The sequence below is a fragment of the Pseudothermotoga elfii DSM 9442 = NBRC 107921 genome (assembly GCF_000504085.1).
GTDB classification, from domain to species: domain Bacteria; phylum Thermotogota; class Thermotogae; order Thermotogales; family DSM-5069; genus Pseudothermotoga_B; species Pseudothermotoga_B elfii.
This window is the reverse complement of the sequence record NC_022792.1, coordinates 1,296,324-1,317,747: the sequence shown is the minus strand read 5'-3', so window position 1 is coordinate 1,317,747 and position 21,424 is coordinate 1,296,324. Positions and strand designations below refer to the sequence as shown.

Below are 21,424 nucleotides of genomic sequence, written 5' to 3'. Positions count from 1 at the left end.
GACTGTTTAGACCTGCACGACAGAGCCTGGAACTTGAGCAGCATCACAGGGTGTACCTGTCTAACGTAGCCACTTATGTGGCTGAGGGTAGTCAACTAAGCTTTTCAAGCCCCCGCTTCTACAAGCGGTGGGTAGTTGACTTCTTCACCCCATCTTTGAAGTGTCATGGTAAAAAATATTTTCCCGTAAAGCCCGAGCTTTCGGGAAAAAACTCTACTCAAAGCAGGTCTCCCGGCTTGCGGATCCTCCTACTTACCACGCCTTCCCGGCATAAGCCAGTGGCTTTTGATGTGGCTTTCGTCCCCGCTCACGGTTGCTGGGCAGCCCCGGAATCTCACCGGTGTTCCCTTGACATTGAGCAGTAAAATATTCTTTGTATTTATTTTATCACAGTATCTGAGTATTCTATCAGATATTCTTCATCTTTTCCTTAAACACAAGGATAGCTACTATAAATATGACAAGAGTATAAACTGTTACCCACCACAAATTGGAAAACGCTGAAGAATAATTACCATGAACAGCTGCTCTGGAAGCTTCAACAGCATGGACAAACGGCAAAAAGTTTGCGATGTTCTCAAATGTTTTCCCGAGTAATTTTATATCGAACCACACGCCACTCAACCATGCACTGATGTTTGTCAATAAAGCGCCACAGACAGCCCCAACCTGTTTGTCGTTGAAGATACTACCTGCGAGCAATCCAATTCCTATATCTATATAAAGAAATATTGTAGGGATGACAGTAAATAGTGCAAATAAAGTATTGAGGTTAAATCGAAATCCAAAAAATACGGATGAGGTAAAGGTTATTAAAACCTAAAGGTTATTAAAACCTGAATAAATGCTATAGGAACAAAAGGAAATGTATATCCGACGATAAAGTCAGTTGATGTGAGTGGCGATGCAAACAGACGCATCATGAAAGAACTGGCTCTGTCTTTGGCTATCAATGTTCCTGAAAACAATGAAAAAAAGGAAAGACCAAAAATTACTATACCTGGTGACAGGTTATTTATGTGAAACAAATTTGTTGGGACATTCAACTGAATTGCCGAAAGAAGAAGCAGCAGGATAATGGGAAAACCAACTCCAAAGAATAAATTAATGGGATCTCTCAAAATTTCTTTTGAGTTTCGTGATGAAAGCACCAGAAATTTCATGCTGCCCCCTCCTCAGTTGCGAGTTTTACGAAACCATCTTCAAATTTTTGTGCACCAGCAAGTTGCATTAATTGTGCAGCTGTTCCCTCTGCTTTCAGCTTTCCTTTGACTATTATTCCTATCTTATCGGCTAATGATTCTGCTTCTTCCATATAATGTGTTGTTAGAATCATCGTAATTCTTCTTTTGAGTTTTTTAATGATATTCCACAATTCACGCCTTGCTATAACATCAACACCGAGGGTCGGTTCATCAAGAAATAGCACCTGTGGATCTGGTATTAAAGCCATTGCAATGCTCAAACGCCTCTTCATCCCACCAGATAATGTTTTGCTTTTTGAAGTTGCTACTTCTTCAAGATTGAAAAGATCTATCATTTTTTCTGTTTTAATTCTTGCTTCCTTTTTTTCGAAACCGTAAATACGCGCAATCAATTCAAGGTTTTCTTTAACAGTGAGATTTGGTGCAACAGCATCTTCCTGAGGAGAAAGACTTATCTTTTTTTTCACAGATTGAGAATTTGAAACAACACTATCTCCAAGGATTCGTGCATCTCCTTTTGTTGGAGTGATAAGGCAAGAAAGCATTTTAATGGTAGTTGTCTTACCAGCTCCATTGATGCCGAGTAAAGCAAAAAGTTCACCCTGATCTATCGATAGATTTAGTGAATCCACGGCAATTTTTCCATCATAAACTTTTGTGAGATCGAAGGTTTCAATGGCTTTCATATTTTCTCCTCCCGCAACTCTTCTCTTGATATAATTTCTTCAAACATGCGGGTAAGTTTTTCATCAGTGATGATAGCTATACCACTTTTCTCATCGCCAACTACCATTAGAAGATCTCCTGGCTTGATTCCAAAAATATCTCTTGCTTTTTTAGGAATAACAATTTGTCCTTTAGGGCCAACTTTTACCATGCCAAAGATATGTTTTCCCTGAGGTTTTTCCATAATATCACCTCATTCTGTATAAAAAGTAGGAAAAGCATAAAAAGTATAACATGTATAACTAAGAAATGTCAAGTTTTGACACAATCTGCTTGAGCTCATTTTGATGTGATATCAGCGAACATGGTCCATCACCATCTTCGAGCAATTTATTTTCTCTTATTTCTTTGAATAGATTGCTTTTTAATCCCTCTTTAAGCGTTGCTTTTTTCAAATTATGGGTGGAAACATTTGTGACAGGACAGGGTGTCAAATCACCAGATGCGTTGATGTGTATAAAACCTCTTCCTGCAGAAACACAACCACCGAAAGGTTCTTCATCACCGGGCGAATGGATAATGAAGATTGGCTTTTCATTTTTGTAGTACAGAATTTTTTCTCTAAAAAGTTTTCTTTGGTCATAGTCCAGGGCTTTTCCATCTTCTTTTGCACCAATATATTCTATGAAAAAGCAGAGTTTTGCACCGGCTTCTGTAAGATTGTTTATGTTTTCATCTTTTATCCAGTATGTATAGTTGTCTCTGGTTATAGTTACAGATATGCCGTTTACTACACCAATTTTCGAAAGTTTTTTCAAAACTTTTATCACAGCGCTGTAGACACCATTTCCTCTTCTTTGATCTGTTAATTTTTCATCTCCTTCTATACTCAAAATAACAGCTGTATTGGGGCAATCTTTCAGTTGCTGCAATTGTTTTTCATTAATGCGTGTTCCATTACTGAATATCGCAAAAACACGGTCTTTGTGAGATGAAATTAAATCGAGCAAATTTTCAACTAAGAAAGGTTCGCCCCCTGCTATTAGAAAAGCGAAAACCCCAAGATCTTTTGCCTGATTTATCAGGTTATTCCATTCTGATATTGTCATTTGCCTGCCAGAGAGTTTTTCCACAAAACACCCCTGGCAGTGCAGATTACAATCGTTTGTTATGCTCAATATAGCAACCGGTGGGACTAAAAGATTTTCTTTTGAAAGTAGTTCTTTACGCATTGATTCGCATTCCCAGAAAGCCTTAATCAGAAGCGGCGCATTTTTCAGATATCTTGGGTTTTTCAAAATCCATGGCAAAATTGCTCTTGAAAACCTTGGGCTTACAAAATCTGTTAGTTTTGAAATATTCATGAAAATTCCTCCTCGTTGCGCTCAGTATAACATTCAATTTCATGCCACTTTCGAAAATTGTGTAACTTTAACCAAAAGGAATGTTCTTAATACAATGCAGGGAAAGGAAATTAGGTGATACAATTGTAAAGCGATGGTGAAAACACAAATCGGAGGTGTTGATGTGCAAAAGAAAATATTTTCGATGCTGGTGCTTTTTTCCCTTATTCTGTTCGCGTCTTCATGTGTTTCTGTATTCAATAATCCTCCAAATGCGCCGGCAAACCCTTATCCTGAAGATAATGCAACAGATGTCTCGCCAGATTTATCACTTCAATGGAGCTGCAGTGACCCAGATGGAGATAGCCTTGTATACGATATATATTTTGGGACAGATTCAAATAATTTGCAGCTCGTTGAGCAAAATTATTCAAGCAATTCATACCAGATATCAGATTTAGAATACAACAAAAAATACTACTGGAAAATAGTTGCAAAAGATACAAAGAATGCAAATGAGGAAGGCCCAATCTGGTCATTCACAACTGTAGATATAAATAAATGCAAAATAACTGTGAACCAAAAAACAATTACTATAGGAAGGGTAGGGTATGTAGAAGCAAAGGTTTTGAGCAGTACAGATAAACCAGTGGAAAATATCGATGTAGCTTTTGAATACTATGATGGCACGTGGAAACAACTTTCCACTGTGAAAACAAATTCATATGGCATAGCTTCACAAGAGCTTCCGTACGATTTTCACACGCAGGAAGGTCAACTTCTTTTTCGGGCTTATATAAAAGATCAACCAGCGATCTCAGCGCAGGAAAACATAAATTTTCAAAAACCAAGCTGGGTTTTTTTGATCTATCTTGCAGCAGATAATAACCTTGAACAATATGCACTTGTTGATCTTGAAGAAATGAAAAACACCAATTCAAAAATATCGGTTTTCACATTGCTTGATGGCAAAGATGTAGAAGATGCACTTTTGACACTTGATGAATATGGTGAATACAAATACATAGAAACTTACCAGCAGGATATAAACAGTGGTGATCCAGAGGTTTTGAAAAACTTCATTGAGCGTTTTTCAAACATAACTTCAGCTTATAGGGGACTTATCATCTGGAACCATGGCTCTGCCTGGCTTGGTGATTCAGATTACACAACAAAAGCCATAGGATTTGACGATACACAAAATACTGCACTTGCCGTTAGTGAGATTCGCCAGGTACTTGAAAAATTCGAAAAGTTTAACATCCTTGGTATGGATGCATGTTTGATGGGATCAATCGAAGTTGCCTATGAACTGAAAGATTGTGCTGAATATTTTATAGCGTCGTTTTTCAGTGAACCTTCTTCAGGATGGGATTATAGTTTTCTATCAGAGATAGATGGAGATTCACTAACTGCAGGACAGTTAATTGTTGATAAATATTTTAACAGTTTGCCAGATTCCACTCCATTATCGCTTTGCGTTTATGATATGTCTCATCTTTCAGATCTGGCAGATAAAATATCTAACATAGGCTCAGAATTAAAAGATGCTTTGCAATCAGATAGCTCTCTCAGGACTCGTATATTGTATTACCGAAATTCATCAACAAAAGCTGGTTCATATCCTTACAATCTACTCATTGATATGGGAGATTTTGCCAGTCAGGTGAAAGAGAACGAAATACAAATCACTACAGCAAGCGAAGTTCTTTCATCGCTCGATAATACCGTCGTTTACAAAAAAATAAAAGGTGCTGCTGAAACAACGTATGGAGTGAGTATTTTCTTTCCAGAGAAACAAAATGATTTGAAATCTTTTACTGATGATCTAAACACACTGTTATTTTACACAGATACAACAGGGTGGATAGATTTTTTAAACGAGTTTGTGCGATAAGTTTATGCTGAAACGAGAATTTTCTGCTAATTTTGAAAACTACTCATAGAGCTTCAAAATCAATGCTTCATAAGAGCAAAGCTCCAAATTTTGTAGCCGGCAAATTTCATTAATACGTCTTCGATTACTGTGAATCACTTTCGCTTTTCCTGTTAATTTCAAATCTGCAGATATATTTTCACTCGAAAAATTGAGCGCCACAATAATCTGTTCTTCTTTCCAGGAACGCAGGTAGGCAAAAACATTTTTTGAAGATTTAAGCACACTAAGTTTCCCCAATTTCAATGCATTTGAGCCTTTTCTGAGTTTTATCAGAGATCTGTAGAAATTTAATAGAGAATTAGGATCATTTTTCTGTTTTTCTACATTTATTTCAGTCCTATTCTGATTTACTGGCAACCAGGGTTTTATTGAAGAAAAGCCACCATACTGAGAATTATTCCATTGCATGGGGGTACGACATCCATCCCTACCAATTTTTTCAGGCCAGAGATTTTTCCCTTCAGGATCTTGTATTTCCTCGTATGGGATTATCATTTCTTCCATACCTATTTCTTCGCCATAATATATCATGGAGGTGCCACGCAATGTCAAAAGCATAGTGGCAAGAAGTTTGCATTTTTCCATAGATTCGTCTATAGATTCACCACCACTGTATCTTGATCGCACCCTTTTGCAGTCGTGATTACCTAATACATAACATGGCCAACTCAGGTTTTTGAAGATACGCTCAGTATCTTCTACGATTTTGCGAAAAAGCGTTGCTTCAAATGCCGGAATGTTCATAAACTCAAAATTGAACGCGAGGTTCAATCTGCCTGGTTTTGTATATTCGAGATAAGAGTAAAGGCCCTGAGGCGATGCAACTTCTCCTATGGTAACTCTACCAGGGTATTTTTCTACAAGTTCCTGTATTTCTTCCACAACAAGCAAAGTTTCAGGTCTATCTGTGTTGAAAATAGCTTGCTGTTCTCCACTTTCCTCAGTTGGGTTATCTCTGAACTTAATATCTTTGCAAAACATGTTAACCACATCAAATCGAAATCCATCCACTCCTTTCTTTAACCAAAAATCTATCGTATCGAAGACTGCTTTTTTCACCTGTGGATTACGCCAGTTCAGGTCAGGTTGTTCTTTTGTAAAGAGATGCAGATAATACTGCTTTCTTTCTTCGTACCATTGCCATGCAGGACCACCGAAAAAAGATTGCCAGTTGTTGGGAAATTTCCCAGGTTCTCCGTCTTTCCAGATATACCAGTCTGCTTTAGGATTTATCTTTGAACTTTTTGATTCTAAAAACCATGGATGTTGATCAGAAGTGTGGTTGTAGACCTGATCAAGTATCACTCTAATGCCTCTTTTGTGTGATTCTTCAAGTAGAAGATCAAAATCTTCCATGGTTCCAAAGATTGGATCTATATTCCTATAGTCGCTGATATCATAGCCGAAATCTACCATCGGGGATTTGAAGATTGGAGAAAGCCATATCGCATCCACACCTAACCATTGAAAATAATCCAGTTTTTCCACAATTCCTTTCAGATCACCTACACCATCATTGTTACTGTCGTAGAAGCTTCTCGGATAGACTTGATAAATCACTGCACCTTTCCACCATGGATATTTCAAAGTTTATTCCTCCTTTTTATTTGAAATGATTAGAATCGAACTCCAATAATAAAGATGCGGAATCTTGATCTCATATCTGTTTTGAAAAAGTTTAACCGATATTTGCTCTGGTTCAAGTTGATTATCAGCTGAGACGAAATAAAAATCCGGATTTTCAAAGGAAATTAATTCGAATGGAATTGAGACACAAATATTCTCCAACTTTTCTGGCTGGGAGAGAGGTTTTTTCCAGGTCAGTTTTTCAACGCCGATGTAATTAACCATATTTATCATGCAAGCTTTTTTTGCTTTTAAATTTAAAATAGAAATCCAGATTTTATTGGCCTCTGGTTCTGTGGACGCGTTTTCACATATTTCGTGAGCGTTTTTAATCAATTTAAATTCACCCTCAAAAAAATCCCTGTAACGTGCAAAGAAGTCATAGTAACTGAGCAAATGTGTCGCTAAATTTTTATCTACAGTACCCCAATCGTTGGGAAAGTAAGGTCCACTCAAAAGCCTCTTGTACTCTCCCAATTCGAGTCTTTGGCCTGTGGAAGAAAGTATAGTTGCGTCAGTCAAAAGAATAGATTCAGTGAAGTTATGATTGATGTATCCAGCAATAATTGGAATTTTTCCATTACTTCTTTTTCGGGCTTCACGTGTCGCTCGGGAAAGTTCTTTTAAGGTTGGACAACATTCCCATGGTTCTATATAGACAATTTCAGTTTTAAGATTGTTTTGAAGTTCGGATGGCCAGTTATCCACATAATTAAAAATCAATGGTTTTTCAATAAACTTTTTCAGCTCATTTATGAATTCCTTGAACCCTCTTGATGTGTTGTAAGGTTTATAAGTGTCTTCTTCTAAAGCAAGGGCTTCTCCATCTTTTGGGTAACCATACTGATCGAGATGAATTCCATCGAAACCAAACTCAATAACCTTTTTGCACTCTTCATATAGTAGTTTTGTCCATCCACTATTTTTGTAGGTATTCATTATGCAGAGTTTGTTTGAAAAATCTAACAGGTTGATTTTATCTTTGTCGTGTACGTAAATTGCCCAGTTGGGATGCTTAATTGCTACATTTTTTCGTGCCGCATAAATGGATACATACGCCAAAGAAACAATATTTTTAGAATGCGCGGTATTTATCAGCTCCTTAAGTATCTTGTTCGAAATATACCTTTTTCGCCACCATGCATCTTTATACAGGTCTCCCTCTTCATACACGAGCTTGTGGTAATCATACATCCAATCGTAATACTGAAGAGCGCTGACATGATATTGAGTTAGCCAATTGAGTGTTTTCTCAATATCGTACCGTTTCGGTCTAAAATCTGTGAGATATCCATACACGGGAAAGTCAGACCATTTTTTTGCAACTGTGATTCCCCTGTGAATTTTATCAACGACCTCATTATGTTCGTCCAATGCTTCAATATCAACCCCATATCCTCCGAAAGCGTTGGGGGGGACCACAATTTCGATATTCTTTTTTGTTGTAATTGTTTCAAAAACGCAATCAGTCAATTTAAGAAATCTCACTCTGAAAAGGTTTTCCGCAGAAGATTCAATATGCAATACAATAGTATCTCCAGGGCAATAATAGGCTTTGTCGAAAATTGCTCTCATAGTTAAAATTTCAATCCTCCTTCTGCTACAGTTTTCACAAAATATTTCTGAAGCAAGAAATATATAATTATCACAGGTACCACTGCTATCATAGTTCCAGCAAAGATAAGATTCCATCTAACTGTATGCTGGCCTTTCAAAGCCATGATTCCTATGGGCAAAGTCCAATTATGTTTTGATTGTAGAATCAAAGAAGGCCAGAAGTAGTCATCCCAGATACCAAGAAACGACATTATGGCGAGAGTAGCAATAGCCGGGCGAGCCATAGGAATAACTATATGCCAGAAAATCTGAAATGCGTTGCAGCCATCTATTTCAGCAGATTCCTCTATTTCTTTTGGCAATCCTTCGAAAAACCCTCTGAGGAAAAATGCGTTGAACGCTATTCCACTAATACCAGCTGTTAAAATAACTGTCAGTTTGTTATCCATAAGGAACTTGAATTTACTGATGATTTGAAATTGTGGTATTATCAAAAGCAAACCAGGCACAGAGAGCGTAGCTATTAACAGGCTGAATACCATTTCTTTTAAAGGAAATCGGTATCTTGCAAATCCATAAGCTGTCAATGCTGAGAGAAAAACGTTGAGAAGAACCCCTGGAATAGTTATCATGACACTGTTTAAAAAATATTGTCCAAAATCTGCCTCTTTCCATATGAAGGCATAATTTTCAAAAGTTGCCGGCTTTGGTATGAGTTGTGGAGGAATTGTGAAAACATACGCAGCTTGTTTGAGAGAAGTTATAAACATATAATAAAAAGGAAAGATCATAACCATAGCACCAACGACGAGAGCAGCAAAGACGAATGTATTCATCAGTTGCTTTTTCATTTACCCACCTCGCATTTTTAATCTCTTTTGAAGAGAATTCGCTGAAGTTGTGCAATAGAGAAAACCAATATGAAAAAAACCACAGAAATTGCTGCACCATAACCAAAGTGAAAATATTGAAATGCTTGTTTGAACATATATGTTGATAATACCTGCGTTGCATTTCTTGGCCCGCCACCCGTCATGACATAAACCGACAAAAATACGTTAAATCCACCTATGGTCAACATTACAAGTTCAAAGACAAATGTTGGTTTTAATAAAGGGAGGGTGATTCGCCGAAAAGTGGTCCAAGCACCTGCACCATCAACACGTGCAGCTTCGTAATATTGTCGTGGAATAGCTTGAAGTCCTGCCAGAAAAATTAACATCGACCAGCCTATTCCTTTCCATATCCCCAAGGTGTAAACAGGTATCATAGCCATAGATGGTTGTGAGAACCACCTGATGTCTGTTGATATAATATGCAGCACATCTTTCAGCAAGAAATTCACAACTCCACCTCTTGTTGCAAACAAATATTGGAAAACAGCGGATACTATAACCCAGGAAGTAACAACAGGAAGATAATACAAAAGTCTAAAAACCGTTTTACCCTTAATATTTCTGTTTAGAAGTATTGCTATCAAAAGACCAAGGACAATCTGTCCTGGGACAGTAACAAGAACATATATAATGGTATTTTTCAATGCCGACCAGAACAAATCATCTTGAAACAATTTTCTATAGTTCTCAATGCCTACAAAAACTGGGGGTATATCGGGATTTATATTCCATTTGTAAAAACTCATTGAAAAAGATTTGATAATGGGATAAATGGTCCAACCAAAGTACGAAATAAGTCCTGGTAGGACAAAAAAGGTTCCTATGATTTTTTTTCGGGTGCTTCTTTTTTTCATAAAAAGCCACTCCTTGATGGGCATCTGTACTTATAGTAACGATATTGAGGGCAAGCGATGAATCACTTGCCCTCAGTTAATAAAATTATTCGAATTCATCGAGAATTGCTTCTATTTCTTGTGCAGCCAAATCGAGTGCTTCTTTTGGATTTATGTCTCCTATCACAGCATCTTCCCAAGCTTTTTGAAGGACATCGCTTATCTGATTCCAGGCAGGATGTGGAGATCTTGCCACGGCTGTTTCGAGCTGTTTCAGGTATATAAGCATAAATGGGTGCTCTTTTATATTGGAATCTTCAAGCAATGTTTTCAGAATGGGAATTTGCCCTACTGTAGAAAATTCTCGCTGGACTTCATATGAGACCATATATTTTACAAATTCCCACGCTTCTTTTGGATAACGCGTACTTTTGAAAATTACGATATCTTCTCCGCCAACCACAGATCTCGAACCATTTTCCCCGCGAGGGAACAGCGAATAATTAATCTCCGCGTCAGGATATTGTCCTTTAATAATAGACCAGCTCCAGGGACCACCTATAGTCATAGCATAAACCCCTTCAGCATATCCTTCAAACGAACCTATGCTACCACCGCCTGCTATGGTGTCAGATATACACCCTTCTTTGTATAATTTTGAAAAGACTTCAAGGGCTTTCACGCTTGCTGAAGAATTGACATATCCTTCAGCTTTTGAATTAGTTGGATCCAGAATTGAGCCTCCCATTGAATAAATCCAGGGTATTGTATTCCATGGATTCAAACCGCTATCCGCATAACCCCAGCGATCAATAGTTCCATCTTTATTCAAATCTTTGGTCAAAAGTTTTATATACTCTATGAACTCATCCATAGTTTCAGGTGGTCCTGACAAACCTTCTTCTTCAAACACTTTTTTATTCCATAGCAAGATACGTGTGTTCGTATCCAGAGGAAGTCCGTAATAATGATCATTCCAGTAGCACGTGGATAAAGGCCCATCGAAAAAATTATCTTTCAGAGATGCAAAATCTTCTGGAAAAGTTTCGTCACAGCTAACAGCACTCCTATCTCAGCAAATTGCGGAACCCAGATAATGTCCATCCTCATGACGTCAGGAAATTGAGCTGCAGCTGTTGCTGTGATAAGTCTTCGTCGCATTTCATCGTATGGAACCTGCATCTCGACTATTTTGATATCCGAGTGCTGTTTTTCGAATTCGGGTATGATTTTTTCTACAAGTAGTTTATATTCACCTGAATCTGTGGAATAAGAATGCCAAAAAACAATCTCTTTTTTGGAACCAACTGTTGTCACAACCATAAAAACCAGCAAGATTAGCAGTGGTAATTTAAACCTCATAAGTGTTCCCCCTTCCGTCAACCTGGAATACCTCTTTTTCAATAAGGTTTAGAATTACTCCCTGAACCCATGCCACTTCCCCCATGTCATCGATATCAATTACGACATCATCTCCAAGATCTCCGAATGAATTTTCTCGAGCTATCAGAATAGCTTTCTTCAAAAAAAGATCTCTGAATTCCAAGGCTTCTCCACCAATGAGTACATAATCTGGCGCAAAAATGTTTATCATGTTCTTAATGGCAACACCAAGAAGTACACTAATTTCATCAAAAGCTTCTATCACCGCTTCCCGATCAATCTGTAATGCTTTATGAATATAGTGTATAGCTTCATCTTCTGTAGTCAGGCAAGAACGATTTTTAAGAGATTCTATATTCGTTTTCTTTTTGATGCGATCAACCAGAGCATTGAACGAGATTTCCGCTTCCAGGCATCCATAACTGCCGCATGAACATTTCTTACCATCACAAATAACTGTCATATGACCAATTTCTCCTGCTCCCCCCCTTCCGGTATAAAGTTTTCCACCAAGGATCATTGCTCCGCCAACACCGCTCCCCAAAGTAATGAAAATACAGTTTTTGTATTTTTTTGCTCTTCCAATCGTGTAGTGTGCTACGGCAAAAGAATCAACATCATTGTATACAAGAACGGGAGCTTTGATCCTTTCTTCGAGCACGGGACCTATTGGAACGTTTCCCCATTCAAGAATGTATGAGCTTTTGACTATACCATGCTCACTGTCAACAGAACCAGATACAGCAACGCCTATTCCGAGAAATTTTCTATCAACATATTCAGGAATTTTCACGATGGTGTTTACAAAGTCTGCAATTTTTTCTACAACTGCATTGTACGAAGCGGTATTTAACGGTATTTTTTGTTCCAAAACAGGAGTACCAAGGAGGTCTGTAACAACAAAATACAGATACAGATACCCAACCTTTACACCTATAGCCCAGCTATGTTTTTCATTTATTCCAAGGAGTACGGGGCGTCGTCCGCCTTTCGATTTGCCATAGCGATTCTCTTTTATGAGATTTGCTTCAAGCAATCGAGAAGTGATGTTTGTAATAGAAGCAATGCTTAAGCCTGTTTTTTTACTTATTGTAGTTCTGCTTACTTCCCCCATTTGTCTTATTGTTCTGAGAACGATTTTTTCGTTGTGATCTTTGAGGATGTCTCTGGTGAGTTTCATCGATAACCTCCTTACGTTCATATTTCTTTATTCAATGAAAAAAGTATCACATTAAAAAAGATATCACAATCCATAAGAAATGTCAAGAAGAAACATAACATCAAAGGGCATTTTCTCAAGGAAAGCCTGCCAAGAAAAAGCGGAAAAGCGAAAGATTAGTTCACTTCGAAAAATTCTGATCAATTTCTCTCAACGGCTCCGGGCCAGGTTTTGCAAACAAGTATCCCTGCATCAAATCCACACCAAGCGCAAACAGGGTTTTACATTCTTCTTTTGTTTCAACCCCTTCGGCAATTACTTGAATATCTGATTTTTTTGCCATTGAAACCAGAGCTTCAACCATATAACGTTTCAAGCGATCTTTCTGGATATCTCTCACAAGTCCCATGTCTATTTTTATTATATCTGGTTTTAAATTTGCAAGCCTTTCGAGAGATGAAAACCCATTTCCAAAATCATCGATGGCAATTTTTATACCCCTTTTTTTCAGAGATTCAAGGACAAACTTCTCAAATTCCTTGATTTCTTTTTCGCTTTCTGTTAATTCTAAAATAACCTGCTCGGGTCTCATTTTGAGTTTTTCTAATTCATCTGAAATTGTTTTATATACAAAATCAGGATCGAGCAAAATACTTGGTGGAAAGTTTATACTTACTGGTTGAGTAATGTTTTTTTGCTTAGAGACCTTCAAAGCTTTTACTATTGCTAATTTGCTAAGCTCGAGAAGTACATCTAATCTTTTTGCCAGATCAAAAAGTAAAGCCGGGGCTATCAGTTCACCATTTTGATCGATTCCTCTTGAGAGACATTCGTAGCAAACAACCTTGCCAGTTTTGTAATTCACAACAGGTTGAAAAAAGGTTGTGAGAGATTCATTTTGAAGGACAAAATCGAGCACATCCGATCTTCGAAGATCTATCCAGTACTGAAATGTTCGTGAATTTTTTAAGCAACGCAAAGTAAAGGTTTCTCCAACATCGAGTGGTAAGAGTGTTATTTCCTCCAGCTCGATTTGTGTGAATTCTTGTGAAGACAATGCAAGATCTATGAATTTATCGAACTCCATCTCGAAAGAAAGATAATCATCCATTAAATCTATTTCCACATCGTGCTTGAAGATATCGTTGAATTTATGAAGTAAGTAATTAAGATAATCTGAATGTGGTACAAACACAATTACTTTCTTTCTTGAAGTGGGAAACTTCGGTAAAAATCTGCCCATGCTTTCCCCCCCTGATTAGATCTTACCATAACATGAAAGTGCCTTTGAAAACTTGGCAATTGAGATAATCCAGAGAAATTGTTTTAGGATCTTCCAAATATATTGTCATTATTTTACAGCAGGTGTAAAATATTGTCGAGTGATCAGTATGAAAGAATTCAGAGAAGAGAGATTGAAAAAGGTTATACAAATCCTTGAGAGATCTCAAGAACCTATCAGCGGATCGAGGCTGGCACAGGATCTTGGTGTAAGCCGGCAGGTAATTGTTCAAGATATCGCATATTTGAAGAGCATTGGGTATGATTTCATCTCAACTCCACGGGGTTATGTGCTTTCAAAAGGAAGGTCTAAGATTTCGAAATTAGTGGCTGTGAAACACGGTACTGATGAGATAATGGAAGAACTTATGTGCGTAGTGAAAAATGGTGGAAGAGTTGTTGATGTTATTGTGGAGCACCCAATTTATGGAGAAATACGGGGAATGGTTGATGTTTCATCTGAAGAAGATGTTATAAAGTTTGTGAATCTTATGAAGATGACGAAAACCGAACCATTACTGGCTTTGTCTGAAGGGGTGCATCTTCACACTATTGAGACTCACGACAGAGAATCTCTGGAAAAGATATTACATGAGCTCAGAAAAAAAGGTTTCTTGATAGAGGAGGAATAATGAATGAAGATAGACGAAGTGGTTGAGAAATATGTTGACAGGAAAACCCAGAGAAAATTTCTGCTACTCACATCGATTGCATGGATGTTCGACGCGGCAGGTGTGATGCTTGTATCTTTCGTTCTTGTTCCTGTTATAAGAGAATGGGGACTTTCTTCCACACAGGGTGCATCGATTGCCAGCATTACGTTTCTTGGCATGCTGGTGGGAGCCCTTCTGGCAGGATTTATAGCAGATCTGTTTGGAAGAAAGATCTCGAATTTGTTGTTTTTTCTCTGTACGATCACCTTCACTTTTTTATCTGGATTCACACATTCACTCCGCTCACTTCTAACCCTGAGGGCATTTTCAGGATTTGGCTATGGTGGGTTGATGCCTTCTTTCAATACGTATCTTTCTGAGTTCACAGGTTTCAAAATTAGAGGAAGATATCTGGTTCTTCTGGAATCCAGCTGGGCTGTTGGGAGTATATTGATTGGATTATTTGCTGTTTTTGTTCTTCCAAACTGGCGATGGATTTTCTGGATATTTGCCGCGGGATATCTTTTTGTTCCGGTGTTTGCCAAAATGAGCGAGACCCCAAAGTATTCTTTTCTTAAAGGTGGTAAAGAGGCTCTTGAAAAGGCAATAGGTTCAAAGATATGTGAAGATATTGAATTATCAAAGAGAGAAAAAACCTTTATTTTTTCTCTTTTCAAAAAAGATCATCTCAAAGACACTGTTGTTGTATGGGGCGCGTGGTTTGTGGTAAGTTTTGTTTATTATGCTCTGTTCACCTGGGCGCCAAAGATATTTTCTTCTCAGGGAATCAGTGTTGTTAAATCTTCGTGGTTTACTTTCTATATGATGCTATCGCAACTTCCAGGCTATCTTTCAGCCGCGTACTTTATAGAAAAATGGGGAAGGAAGGTGTCGCTTGGAGTTTATTTTATTGGGACTGGTATCTCCACCATATTGTGGGCAAGCGTTAGTGGAGACATCTCGCTTTTGATATCGGCCCTGGTGCTCTCTTTTTTCTGCTTGGGAGTATGGGGACTGGTCTATGCATATACTCCAGAATTGTACCCCACCTTTCTCAGAGGAACGGGAAATGGTGCGGCTGGCGTATGGGCACGAATAGCTGGAATTATAGCTCCTTATTACACAGGTTTTATGATGGAAAAGGGAAAGAATCTTGCACAGATATTAGGATGGATCTGTGTGATAGCAATACTAACAGGGATTGCTGTGCTGGTTTTTGGAAGAGAGACAAGGGGAAAATATCTGGATTAGCTCAAAGAAATTTACGATTTCAAGAATTACAGATTTAATAATTATTTGCTTTTTTGCACTGGACAGAAACTTTTTCGCCAGATTCGCACCATCTTTTCATCATTTTTTCCAATCTTTTTCTCACCCTGCTATCTTCCTCACACCAGAATGTAGCGAACAAAGGCTGAATTTTTAGATGGTACTTTTTTGCAAACTCTCTCACCACATCCGGCCCTTTTAACCTGATGCCAAACCTCACTCCATAGTACCTTCCGTAGTTTCTTAGAAATTTATCCAAAAGCCTTCTGTCAGATTCTTTCATCTCGATGTATTTCAAAGTGAATCTTTCCAGTTTCCTTCTTTTCATCCTTTCAAGGGCTTTCTTCACCGCTTCTTTTCTTCCTTCAATGAAAGGATGAGCCTTCACCATTGAAACAACAAATTCCATGGTCCGGTGATCTTTTGCCATGAAGTCAGCGAACGATTCAATATCTTCAAGGAGTGTGTATGCCTTTTTGAGTCTTTCTTTCCTTGAAAGAAATTCTCTATCAAGAAAAGCCATGTAAGTGGAAAGAAAAAGGATTTGTCTCTGATGAAAGGGAAATTCTTTAAGCTTTTCTGGCAATTCCTTGAATTTTAGCTCAATCTCCATTTTTATCCACTCGTTCCAGACAGGAAAGCGTGCCCATGCATCAACATCAGATGTCAACAGTCTTCTTATCGTATCCGCACGAATCATTTTTGTTTTTCCTTTCAATATATCCGAGATACCTTTGGAACTGAGAGGTTTTCCTTTCCAAGCGACCCTTTTAATGTATCTTCTCAACTGACTTGTGTTTGGATAAATCGATCTGGTGTAGTCCAACACGAACTTCTTCGCTTTTTTGAATAGAGACAGATAATCTTCTGGTACAGGAAGTGAAACGATGATATGCGCAGTGCTGTGGATAAACGGTGAATTCATATCTTTTTCCATAACAAATAGAGTATCCAGCGCTCCAAAGAGATTTCCTGGTTCTTCTCTATAGTATCCAAGCCAGAAAATGGCTCTTTGAGAAAGGACATGGGCGAGTCTTGGGTGTTTTTCCTTGATATCCCATGCAAGATCGTTCAGGGAGGAAACGATGCAAGTTGGGTGGGGAATCTCCCTGGACAGTCTGTAGGCTTGTATGTAATCGTGTGCCGCCTCAGAGAGTCTTCCAGAGTTTGCTTTTCTTCTTGCCAGGGAAAGGTATAAAAAAGATAGAGTGGATTTTCTGTAATTGTTTTTCCACACTCTTACCTTCCTCAGTGGCTTTATTCCACTTGCTTCAAAATTTATCAAGGTAACGATCACAGTGTCTCTTATTGATTTTGACATTTTGGGAAGGTTTCTTTTCAGGTATCTGTAAAGATTCATATCTACTTTGCCTGTATATTTTAAAAATGCGAGTTTGTTCGCTAAAAGAAAATATTTCGCTGCTTCGGATTTGCAGCTTCTCAAAACCTTATCTATTCTCTGGACCGCTTCTTTGAAGTTCCCTTTCCATGCAAGTTTCAGTACACAGAGAATCTCTCTACACTCTTTTGAAAGGTTCTCTTCGAGTAGCATGTAATTCACTGCTGGAAGAGAAAAAGCACCGTACCTGAATACTTCTTTCAAGTCCACTATACCTTTCATCTTTGCTCTCTCCGTTATAGTTATACTTCAAAAAATCAAATTGTTCCAGATCCTATAAAAATTGGCAATCTGAAACGCTCTTGTAGACAGGAATCCGGAGCGTGCGAAAGTTGAAAACCATATAGGGTTTGATAGAAGTTGAAGCGAAAGGAAATGGAAGGGGGCGGGAAAATGAGAAAAGCTCTTCTTGTAATTTTTATAGCGTTTTTGCTTCTTTCCGTAACTGCCTTTGCAGATAGAACAGACGCAGACAATGAAACGCACTCTTGGAATTCTGTGATTGGTGGAACTGCCGGTGGTTATCTTCAAGAGTGCAAAAGCAGCACCTCTTGGGAAGGATGTGATTCAACTATGAAGCAACCGGCAAAAGTGTGGGAGGGGGCACTGCAGCATGATACTTTATTACAAGACCAAATCCATTTGCATTCCATCTGCACTACTGGGCAGGTGCAAGAGCCATACCAGCGCAGTTCATTCGATATTTATGCTTGGCCTCCTTATTAAAAACCAAATTCTCAAATTCTTATATCGATAAGAAGGTGAAAACATATGTAAGTTGATGCGCAAACGCGAGGTCAAAATTTTATTTGCAGAATTAAAGATCTACGGAAGGATGCACGGTATCAATCAAAAAACAGCGTTTTTAATGAAGATATTAGCATTAGTGTAAATAATGAAAATAAAAGCAATTTCACGATGGTATTCAGAAGGGTGGGGGGAAAGTCATGAGGAGGTGTTAGAATGAAAATATTACTAAAATGGTCAGATGTGAAAAAGTTGATTTTTAAAGTCACAGCCGCCAGGGTGAATTGTTCGCTCTCAGCTGCTCATTGCTCATACTTCGTGCATTAAAAATTTCCTCCCCCACCCTTCCCATATGTTTTTTATCAAGAAATTAAGGAGGAAGAAAAATGCAGCGGTTTTTTAAGGATATAAAAAGTGATTATTGCTTATGTTTTGACTCAGACACTCTCAGATGGATAATTGTCGACAAAAGGTCGGCTTTAAAATGCAAAAACAGCAATCAGGATTTGATTAAAGTTTTCGAGGACAAAAAGCCAAATGAAAAAGAGATGAAAAATCTAAAGGGTAATACATTCCCCAACTTCATTGGGATATCAATACTCCCAACATTTAATTGCAATTTGCAGTGTATTCATTGCTTCTATGAATCAAAACCGGACGAAAACTATCAGATGCTCAATAAAGAATATATTCCTTTAATCATCGATCTTATCAATCGATACAATATTGAGAATGTAACAATAGGTGGGGGTGAGCCCCTAACTTGGCCGCATTTAAGAAATTTATTAACAGAGATATTAGAAAAAACAAATGCAAAAATTTTCTTATTAACCAACGGACTTTTATTAGATAAAATAGAAGACATATTGACGACTCCGCGGTTTAACGTACAAATTAGCCTTGATGCGGTGCATGAAAATACTTATCAAAAAGTACGTGGTGGAAATTTTCGAAAATTACTCAAAAATGTAGCCAAACTGAAAAATGCGAAGACTGATATTGCTCTAAGTTACACATTACATTCTTATAACAAAGACGAGGTTATAAAGTTCATAAAATATAGTGAAAAAATAGGTATTAACTTTATTCACTTTCCAATTATTGAAAATTATGGAAGAGCAAAAATTAATCAATTGATCCCTTTTCGTGAGGAATTAATTGATTTATATCAGTTCTTAGTTTATTACTCACTTCATTATAATAAAGTTAAAATCTATTTTGTTGAGGAGATTAAGTTTAGATTACTCAATCAACTTAAGAGATACAACTGCTCCGCGCTTTACAATCAACTGTCTCTTGGACCGGATGGTTATTTGTATCCGTGCAGCGAATTAATAAATGATAAATTTAAAATCTGCCATATTACAGAATCGGAGAAACTAAGGGATTATATTCATCTGTTTCGAAGTCAAACAGGTTTTGGGTCGCCTATCGTTCAAAAAATTTGCCCAAATTGTCCTATAAAATATTTATGTGGTGGTGGATGTAGGGCAGTTGACTTACTTTCCGGAAAAAATTACTTCGAAGCACAAGCTGACAGTTTGACTTGTGATATATTTTTAAAAAGCGTTTTCACTATTTTATGGGAGCTCGCCAATTATAAACTCGATCCAAAAGTCCCGATAAACTTGCTTTATTCCAACAAAGTGTTAAAGTTGGTGAAAGAACATGAAAAGCTCGACTAAAAGGCAGATATTGAGGCTTCTTAAAGAACACTTTTTACACTTGTTTTTTGCCTTTTTGCTGCTTGTTTGTGCAACGGGGATGACTATCCCCATTCCGTTGCTTTCGAAAAATATCATCAACTCTATACTGGCTAAGAGTATTTCAGACAATCTGTTCAAAATCCAAGTAATGCTACTTCTAGTGGTAAGCCTGTCAAAAGAATTTCTAACATACGCTTCATATTACATCTTTGAAAGTAGAATGAGACTTTTCTCTGCATCACTTAGGAAAACAATATTTGAGGTGGCTCAGAACAACTTTAACCAGGTTTTTTCCTTAGAGATGGGTAGATTGTTCACCTACATCAGTTCGGATACGGAAAGAATTCAAAATTTTTTCTATCCAACTTTCGTATTTTTCATGAAAGACTTACTCACGTTTTCATTCGCTTTAACCATCGGTCTTTTCCTAAATCCTTTGGCGATTGCGGTATCGACCTTTCCTCTGCTGGCTTTTTTTGTCTTAGCTCACTATGTGAATCCCAGGGTTAGAAGTTTAACACACAAAACTCTCGAATTGCAGACAGAATTCGTAAGCAGGCTTAAGGAATACATCCAGGGTATAGAAATGTTCCGGGTGTTTTTGAAGCAAAAATTTTCGATAGCAAAATTCAAGGAATTCAATGACGAGTACACAAAAAGTGATATCAGGCGAATAAAGTCAATCGTTCTATTCAACGTTCCTCTTGCTATATTGTTCAACAGTGGATACATAATAGTAATCATCATGGGAGTTTATCAAATGAAAATAGGCCTCATGCAAGCTGGTGGTTTGGTGGCAGTGTTGATGGTAATAAACTACATCTACGACTCTGCCAGGAACTTTTGGGATTTCAACATACACCGCCAAGAGATAAAAGTTGTTTACAAAAGACTTTCGGAAATTTTAGAAGCGCCATTTGGAGGAAGATCCTATACCACTTTCAAACTGCAACAATTAGACAGAAAGATCGAGTCTTTGAGGGTACACATACCGAGTTTTTCTTACAAGAACTCTTCCCTGCTGCTTGAAAATTTCAAACTGTATGCCAAAAAGGGTGAAATCGTTGGACTTTTCGGAAAGAGTGGGATAGGAAAGAGCACAGCAATAAAGATCATTCTTGGACTCTTAGGTATAGAAAAAAACTATGTTTTCGTCAACGACATACCATTGAGTGAAATTGAAATAGACTCGTATTATTGCAGGGTCGGCTATCTTCCTCAGCATTCGATCTTTTTCAAGGGAACAGTTAGAGAAAACATACTCCTTGGGGAAAATAAACCTCTTGATGAGGAACTGTTGGAGTTTCTGGATGATCTCTCACTCGAAAAAGAAGTGGAGGAAGTTGGGCGCAACCTTTCCGGGGGAGAACGCCAGAGAATAGCGATAGTAAGGACATTTGCACAGGATAATAAAGATCTGTATCTTTTAGATGAACCAACAACTTATTTGGATGAAATGAAAATCCGAGCATTAGAGGAACTGATACAACGCAAATCAGGTGAGTCTATAATTTTAATCGTTTCGCATTCCCGGGATTTCCTGGAGAATTTATGTGATGGCATTGTGGAATTCTCTTAAACTCTTTAAACAATTTGAACGCGAATTTCGAAGTCAAAACAGTCAAAGCATGCGGTTTTTCAAAAACACTGCAAGATTGTTGCGAGAGTTCTTATTGATAGCAAAATATGTGATAATTTTAACGATTGCGGTTTTATCTTTTACCAACGCAGCGGGGAGGCTTCAAGTTATCGGAAAAAGGGG

General features: G+C 37.8%; 18 protein-coding genes, 1 pseudogene and 1 riboswitch. Of the genes and pseudogenes, 6 read left to right on the top strand and 13 right to left on the bottom strand.

All coding sequences use genetic code 11. From position 1 onward, the window contains the following. Positions 1 to 204: 204 nt before the first annotated feature. Positions 205 to 372, bottom strand: a riboswitch (cobalamin riboswitch). Positions 373 to 408: 36 nt separating this feature from the next. The 5 genes from TEL01S_RS11195 to TEL01S_RS06335 are packed head-to-tail and all read right to left on the bottom strand — an operon-like array spanning position 409 to position 3,235. Beyond that, the gene (locus TEL01S_RS11195; protein WP_198407828.1) at positions 409 to 813 is read right to left on the bottom strand and encodes an ABC transporter permease; all 405 of its coding nucleotides are present in this window, start codon (positions 811 to 813) and stop codon (positions 409 to 411) included. Further along, positions 813 to 1,163, bottom strand: a complete 351-nt coding sequence (locus TEL01S_RS11190) for an ABC transporter permease (protein ID WP_198407816.1) — start codon at positions 1,161 to 1,163, stop codon at positions 813 to 815. Before TEL01S_RS11190 ends, TEL01S_RS11195 begins: the two co-directional genes overlap by 1 nt. Beyond that, positions 1,160 to 1,891 carry an ABC transporter ATP-binding protein gene (locus tag TEL01S_RS06345; protein WP_028843969.1) on the bottom strand — a complete coding sequence of 244 codons (732 nt, stop codon included), beginning with the start codon at positions 1,889 to 1,891 and terminating at the stop codon, positions 1,160 to 1,162. The genes TEL01S_RS11190 and TEL01S_RS06345 overlap by 4 nt, the downstream gene beginning before the upstream one ends. Beyond that, complete coding sequence (locus tag TEL01S_RS06340) at positions 1,888 to 2,115, bottom strand: AbrB/MazE/SpoVT family DNA-binding domain-containing protein (RefSeq protein WP_012003269.1); 228 nt, start codon at positions 2,113 to 2,115, stop codon at positions 1,888 to 1,890. Before TEL01S_RS06340 ends, TEL01S_RS06345 begins: the two co-directional genes overlap by 4 nt. 58 nt (positions 2,116 to 2,173) lie before the next feature. Then, positions 2,174 to 3,235, bottom strand: coding sequence for a radical SAM protein (locus TEL01S_RS06335; RefSeq protein ID WP_028843970.1), 1,062 nt, complete (start codon positions 3,233 to 3,235; stop codon positions 2,174 to 2,176). A 163-nt stretch (positions 3,236 to 3,398) separates the two neighbouring features. Between TEL01S_RS06335 and TEL01S_RS06330 the strand changes: the two genes are divergently transcribed. After that, on the top strand, positions 3,399 to 5,111 hold the full coding sequence (locus tag TEL01S_RS06330; RefSeq protein ID WP_028843971.1) for a clostripain-related cysteine peptidase: 1,713 nt from the start codon (positions 3,399 to 3,401) through the stop codon (positions 5,109 to 5,111). A 39-nt stretch (positions 5,112 to 5,150) separates the two neighbouring features. Here TEL01S_RS06330 and TEL01S_RS06325 read toward each other — a convergent pair whose 3' ends face one another. The 7 genes and pseudogenes from TEL01S_RS06325 to TEL01S_RS06295 form a co-directional block, all read right to left on the bottom strand. Further along, positions 5,151 to 6,740: an alpha-amylase family glycosyl hydrolase gene (locus TEL01S_RS06325; protein ID WP_012003266.1), complete on the bottom strand. Its 1,590-nt coding sequence runs from the start codon at positions 6,738 to 6,740 to the stop codon at positions 5,151 to 5,153. 3 nt (positions 6,741 to 6,743) lie between these two features. After that, a complete protein-coding gene (locus tag TEL01S_RS06320) occupies positions 6,744 to 8,354 on the bottom strand; it encodes a glycoside hydrolase family 66 protein (RefSeq protein ID WP_012003265.1) in 1,611 nt (536 codons plus the stop codon). Between the two features lie 2 nt (positions 8,355 to 8,356). Continuing rightward, positions 8,357 to 9,187, bottom strand: a complete 831-nt coding sequence (locus TEL01S_RS06315; protein ID WP_012003264.1) for a carbohydrate ABC transporter permease — start codon at positions 9,185 to 9,187, stop codon at positions 8,357 to 8,359. A 17-nt stretch (positions 9,188 to 9,204) separates the two neighbouring features. Further along, a complete protein-coding gene (locus TEL01S_RS06310; protein ID WP_012003263.1) occupies positions 9,205 to 10,086 on the bottom strand; it encodes a carbohydrate ABC transporter permease in 882 nt (293 codons plus the stop codon). 85 nt (positions 10,087 to 10,171) lie between these two features. Further along, positions 10,172 to 11,388 (bottom strand): annotated as a pseudogene (locus tag TEL01S_RS06305) (extracellular solute-binding protein). A 28-nt stretch (positions 11,389 to 11,416) separates the two neighbouring features. Then, positions 11,417 to 12,628 (bottom strand): ROK family transcriptional regulator, encoded by a 1,212-nt coding sequence (locus TEL01S_RS06300; RefSeq protein WP_012003262.1) that lies wholly within the window; start codon positions 12,626 to 12,628, stop codon positions 11,417 to 11,419. A gap of 160 nt (positions 12,629 to 12,788) precedes the next feature. Next, on the bottom strand, positions 12,789 to 13,850 hold the full coding sequence (locus tag TEL01S_RS06295) for an EAL domain-containing protein (protein ID WP_028843973.1): 1,062 nt from the start codon (positions 13,848 to 13,850) through the stop codon (positions 12,789 to 12,791). A 142-nt stretch (positions 13,851 to 13,992) separates the two neighbouring features. On the opposite strand from TEL01S_RS06295, the gene TEL01S_RS06290 reads away from it, so the two are divergent. Both TEL01S_RS06290 and TEL01S_RS06285 read left to right on the top strand, forming a co-directional pair. Further along, a complete protein-coding gene (locus TEL01S_RS06290) occupies positions 13,993 to 14,520 on the top strand; it encodes a transcription repressor NadR (RefSeq protein ID WP_028843974.1) in 528 nt (175 codons plus the stop codon). A gap of 3 nt (positions 14,521 to 14,523) precedes the next feature. Continuing rightward, positions 14,524 to 15,792 carry an MFS transporter gene (locus TEL01S_RS06285; protein ID WP_012003259.1) on the top strand — a complete coding sequence of 423 codons (1,269 nt, stop codon included), beginning with the start codon at positions 14,524 to 14,526 and terminating at the stop codon, positions 15,790 to 15,792. A gap of 34 nt (positions 15,793 to 15,826) precedes the next feature. Here the strand turns inward: TEL01S_RS06285 and TEL01S_RS06280 are convergent, their stop codons facing one another. Beyond that, complete coding sequence (locus tag TEL01S_RS06280; protein ID WP_028843975.1) at positions 15,827 to 17,431, bottom strand: hypothetical protein; 1,605 nt, start codon at positions 17,429 to 17,431, stop codon at positions 15,827 to 15,829. A gap of 171 nt (positions 17,432 to 17,602) precedes the next feature. On the opposite strand from TEL01S_RS06280, the gene TEL01S_RS06275 reads away from it, so the two are divergent. From TEL01S_RS06275 to TEL01S_RS06265, 3 genes are all read left to right on the top strand, one after another. Next, positions 17,603 to 17,935 (top strand): hypothetical protein, encoded by a 333-nt coding sequence (locus tag TEL01S_RS06275; protein WP_038051602.1) that lies wholly within the window; start codon positions 17,603 to 17,605, stop codon positions 17,933 to 17,935. Between the two features lie 407 nt (positions 17,936 to 18,342). Beyond that, complete coding sequence (locus TEL01S_RS06270) at positions 18,343 to 19,641, top strand: radical SAM/SPASM domain-containing protein (RefSeq protein WP_012003256.1); 1,299 nt, start codon at positions 18,343 to 18,345, stop codon at positions 19,639 to 19,641. Then, the gene (locus tag TEL01S_RS06265) at positions 19,625 to 21,241 is read left to right on the top strand and encodes an ATP-binding cassette domain-containing protein (protein WP_012003255.1); all 1,617 of its coding nucleotides are present in this window, start codon (positions 19,625 to 19,627) and stop codon (positions 21,239 to 21,241) included. The genes TEL01S_RS06270 and TEL01S_RS06265 overlap by 17 nt, the downstream gene beginning before the upstream one ends. The last annotated feature ends 183 nt before the right edge of the window (positions 21,242 to 21,424 follow it).

What these genes read in the sequence shown, in the direction of transcription:
- TEL01S_RS11190 (WP_198407816.1), bottom strand. Translation starts at nt 1,163, where the DNA reads ATGAAATTTCTGGTGCTTTCATCACGAAACTCAAAAGAAATTTTGAGA.
- TEL01S_RS06345 (WP_028843969.1), bottom strand. Translation starts at nt 1,891, where the DNA reads ATGAAAGCCATTGAAACCTTCGATCTCACAAAAGTTTATGATGGAAAA.
- TEL01S_RS06340 (WP_012003269.1), bottom strand. Translation starts at nt 2,115, where the DNA reads ATGGAAAAACCTCAGGGAAAACATATCTTTGGCATGGTAAAAGTTGGC.
- TEL01S_RS06335 (WP_028843970.1), bottom strand. Translation starts at nt 3,235, where the DNA reads ATGAATATTTCAAAACTAACAGATTTTGTAAGCCCAAGGTTTTCAAGA.
- TEL01S_RS06320 (WP_012003265.1), bottom strand. Translation starts at nt 8,354, where the DNA reads ATGAGAGCAATTTTCGACAAAGCCTATTATTGCCCTGGAGATACTATT.
- TEL01S_RS06315 (WP_012003264.1), bottom strand. Translation starts at nt 9,187, where the DNA reads ATGAAAAAGCAACTGATGAATACATTCGTCTTTGCTGCTCTCGTCGTT.
- TEL01S_RS06310 (WP_012003263.1), bottom strand. Translation starts at nt 10,086, where the DNA reads ATGAAAAAAAGAAGCACCCGAAAAAAAATCATAGGAACCTTTTTTGTC.
- TEL01S_RS06300 (WP_012003262.1), bottom strand. Translation starts at nt 12,628, where the DNA reads ATGAAACTCACCAGAGACATCCTCAAAGATCACAACGAAAAAATCGTT.
- TEL01S_RS06295 (WP_028843973.1), bottom strand. Translation starts at nt 13,850, where the DNA reads ATGGGCAGATTTTTACCGAAGTTTCCCACTTCAAGAAAGAAAGTAATT.
- TEL01S_RS06285 (WP_012003259.1), top strand. Translation starts at nt 14,524, where the DNA reads ATGAAGATAGACGAAGTGGTTGAGAAATATGTTGACAGGAAAACCCAG.
- TEL01S_RS06280 (WP_028843975.1), bottom strand. Translation starts at nt 17,431, where the DNA reads ATGAAAGGTATAGTGGACTTGAAAGAAGTATTCAGGTACGGTGCTTTT.
- TEL01S_RS06275 (WP_038051602.1), top strand. Translation starts at nt 17,603, where the DNA reads ATGAGAAAAGCTCTTCTTGTAATTTTTATAGCGTTTTTGCTTCTTTCC.
- TEL01S_RS06270 (WP_012003256.1), top strand. Translation starts at nt 18,343, where the DNA reads ATGCAGCGGTTTTTTAAGGATATAAAAAGTGATTATTGCTTATGTTTT.
- TEL01S_RS06265 (WP_012003255.1), top strand. Translation starts at nt 19,625, where the DNA reads ATGAAAAGCTCGACTAAAAGGCAGATATTGAGGCTTCTTAAAGAACAC.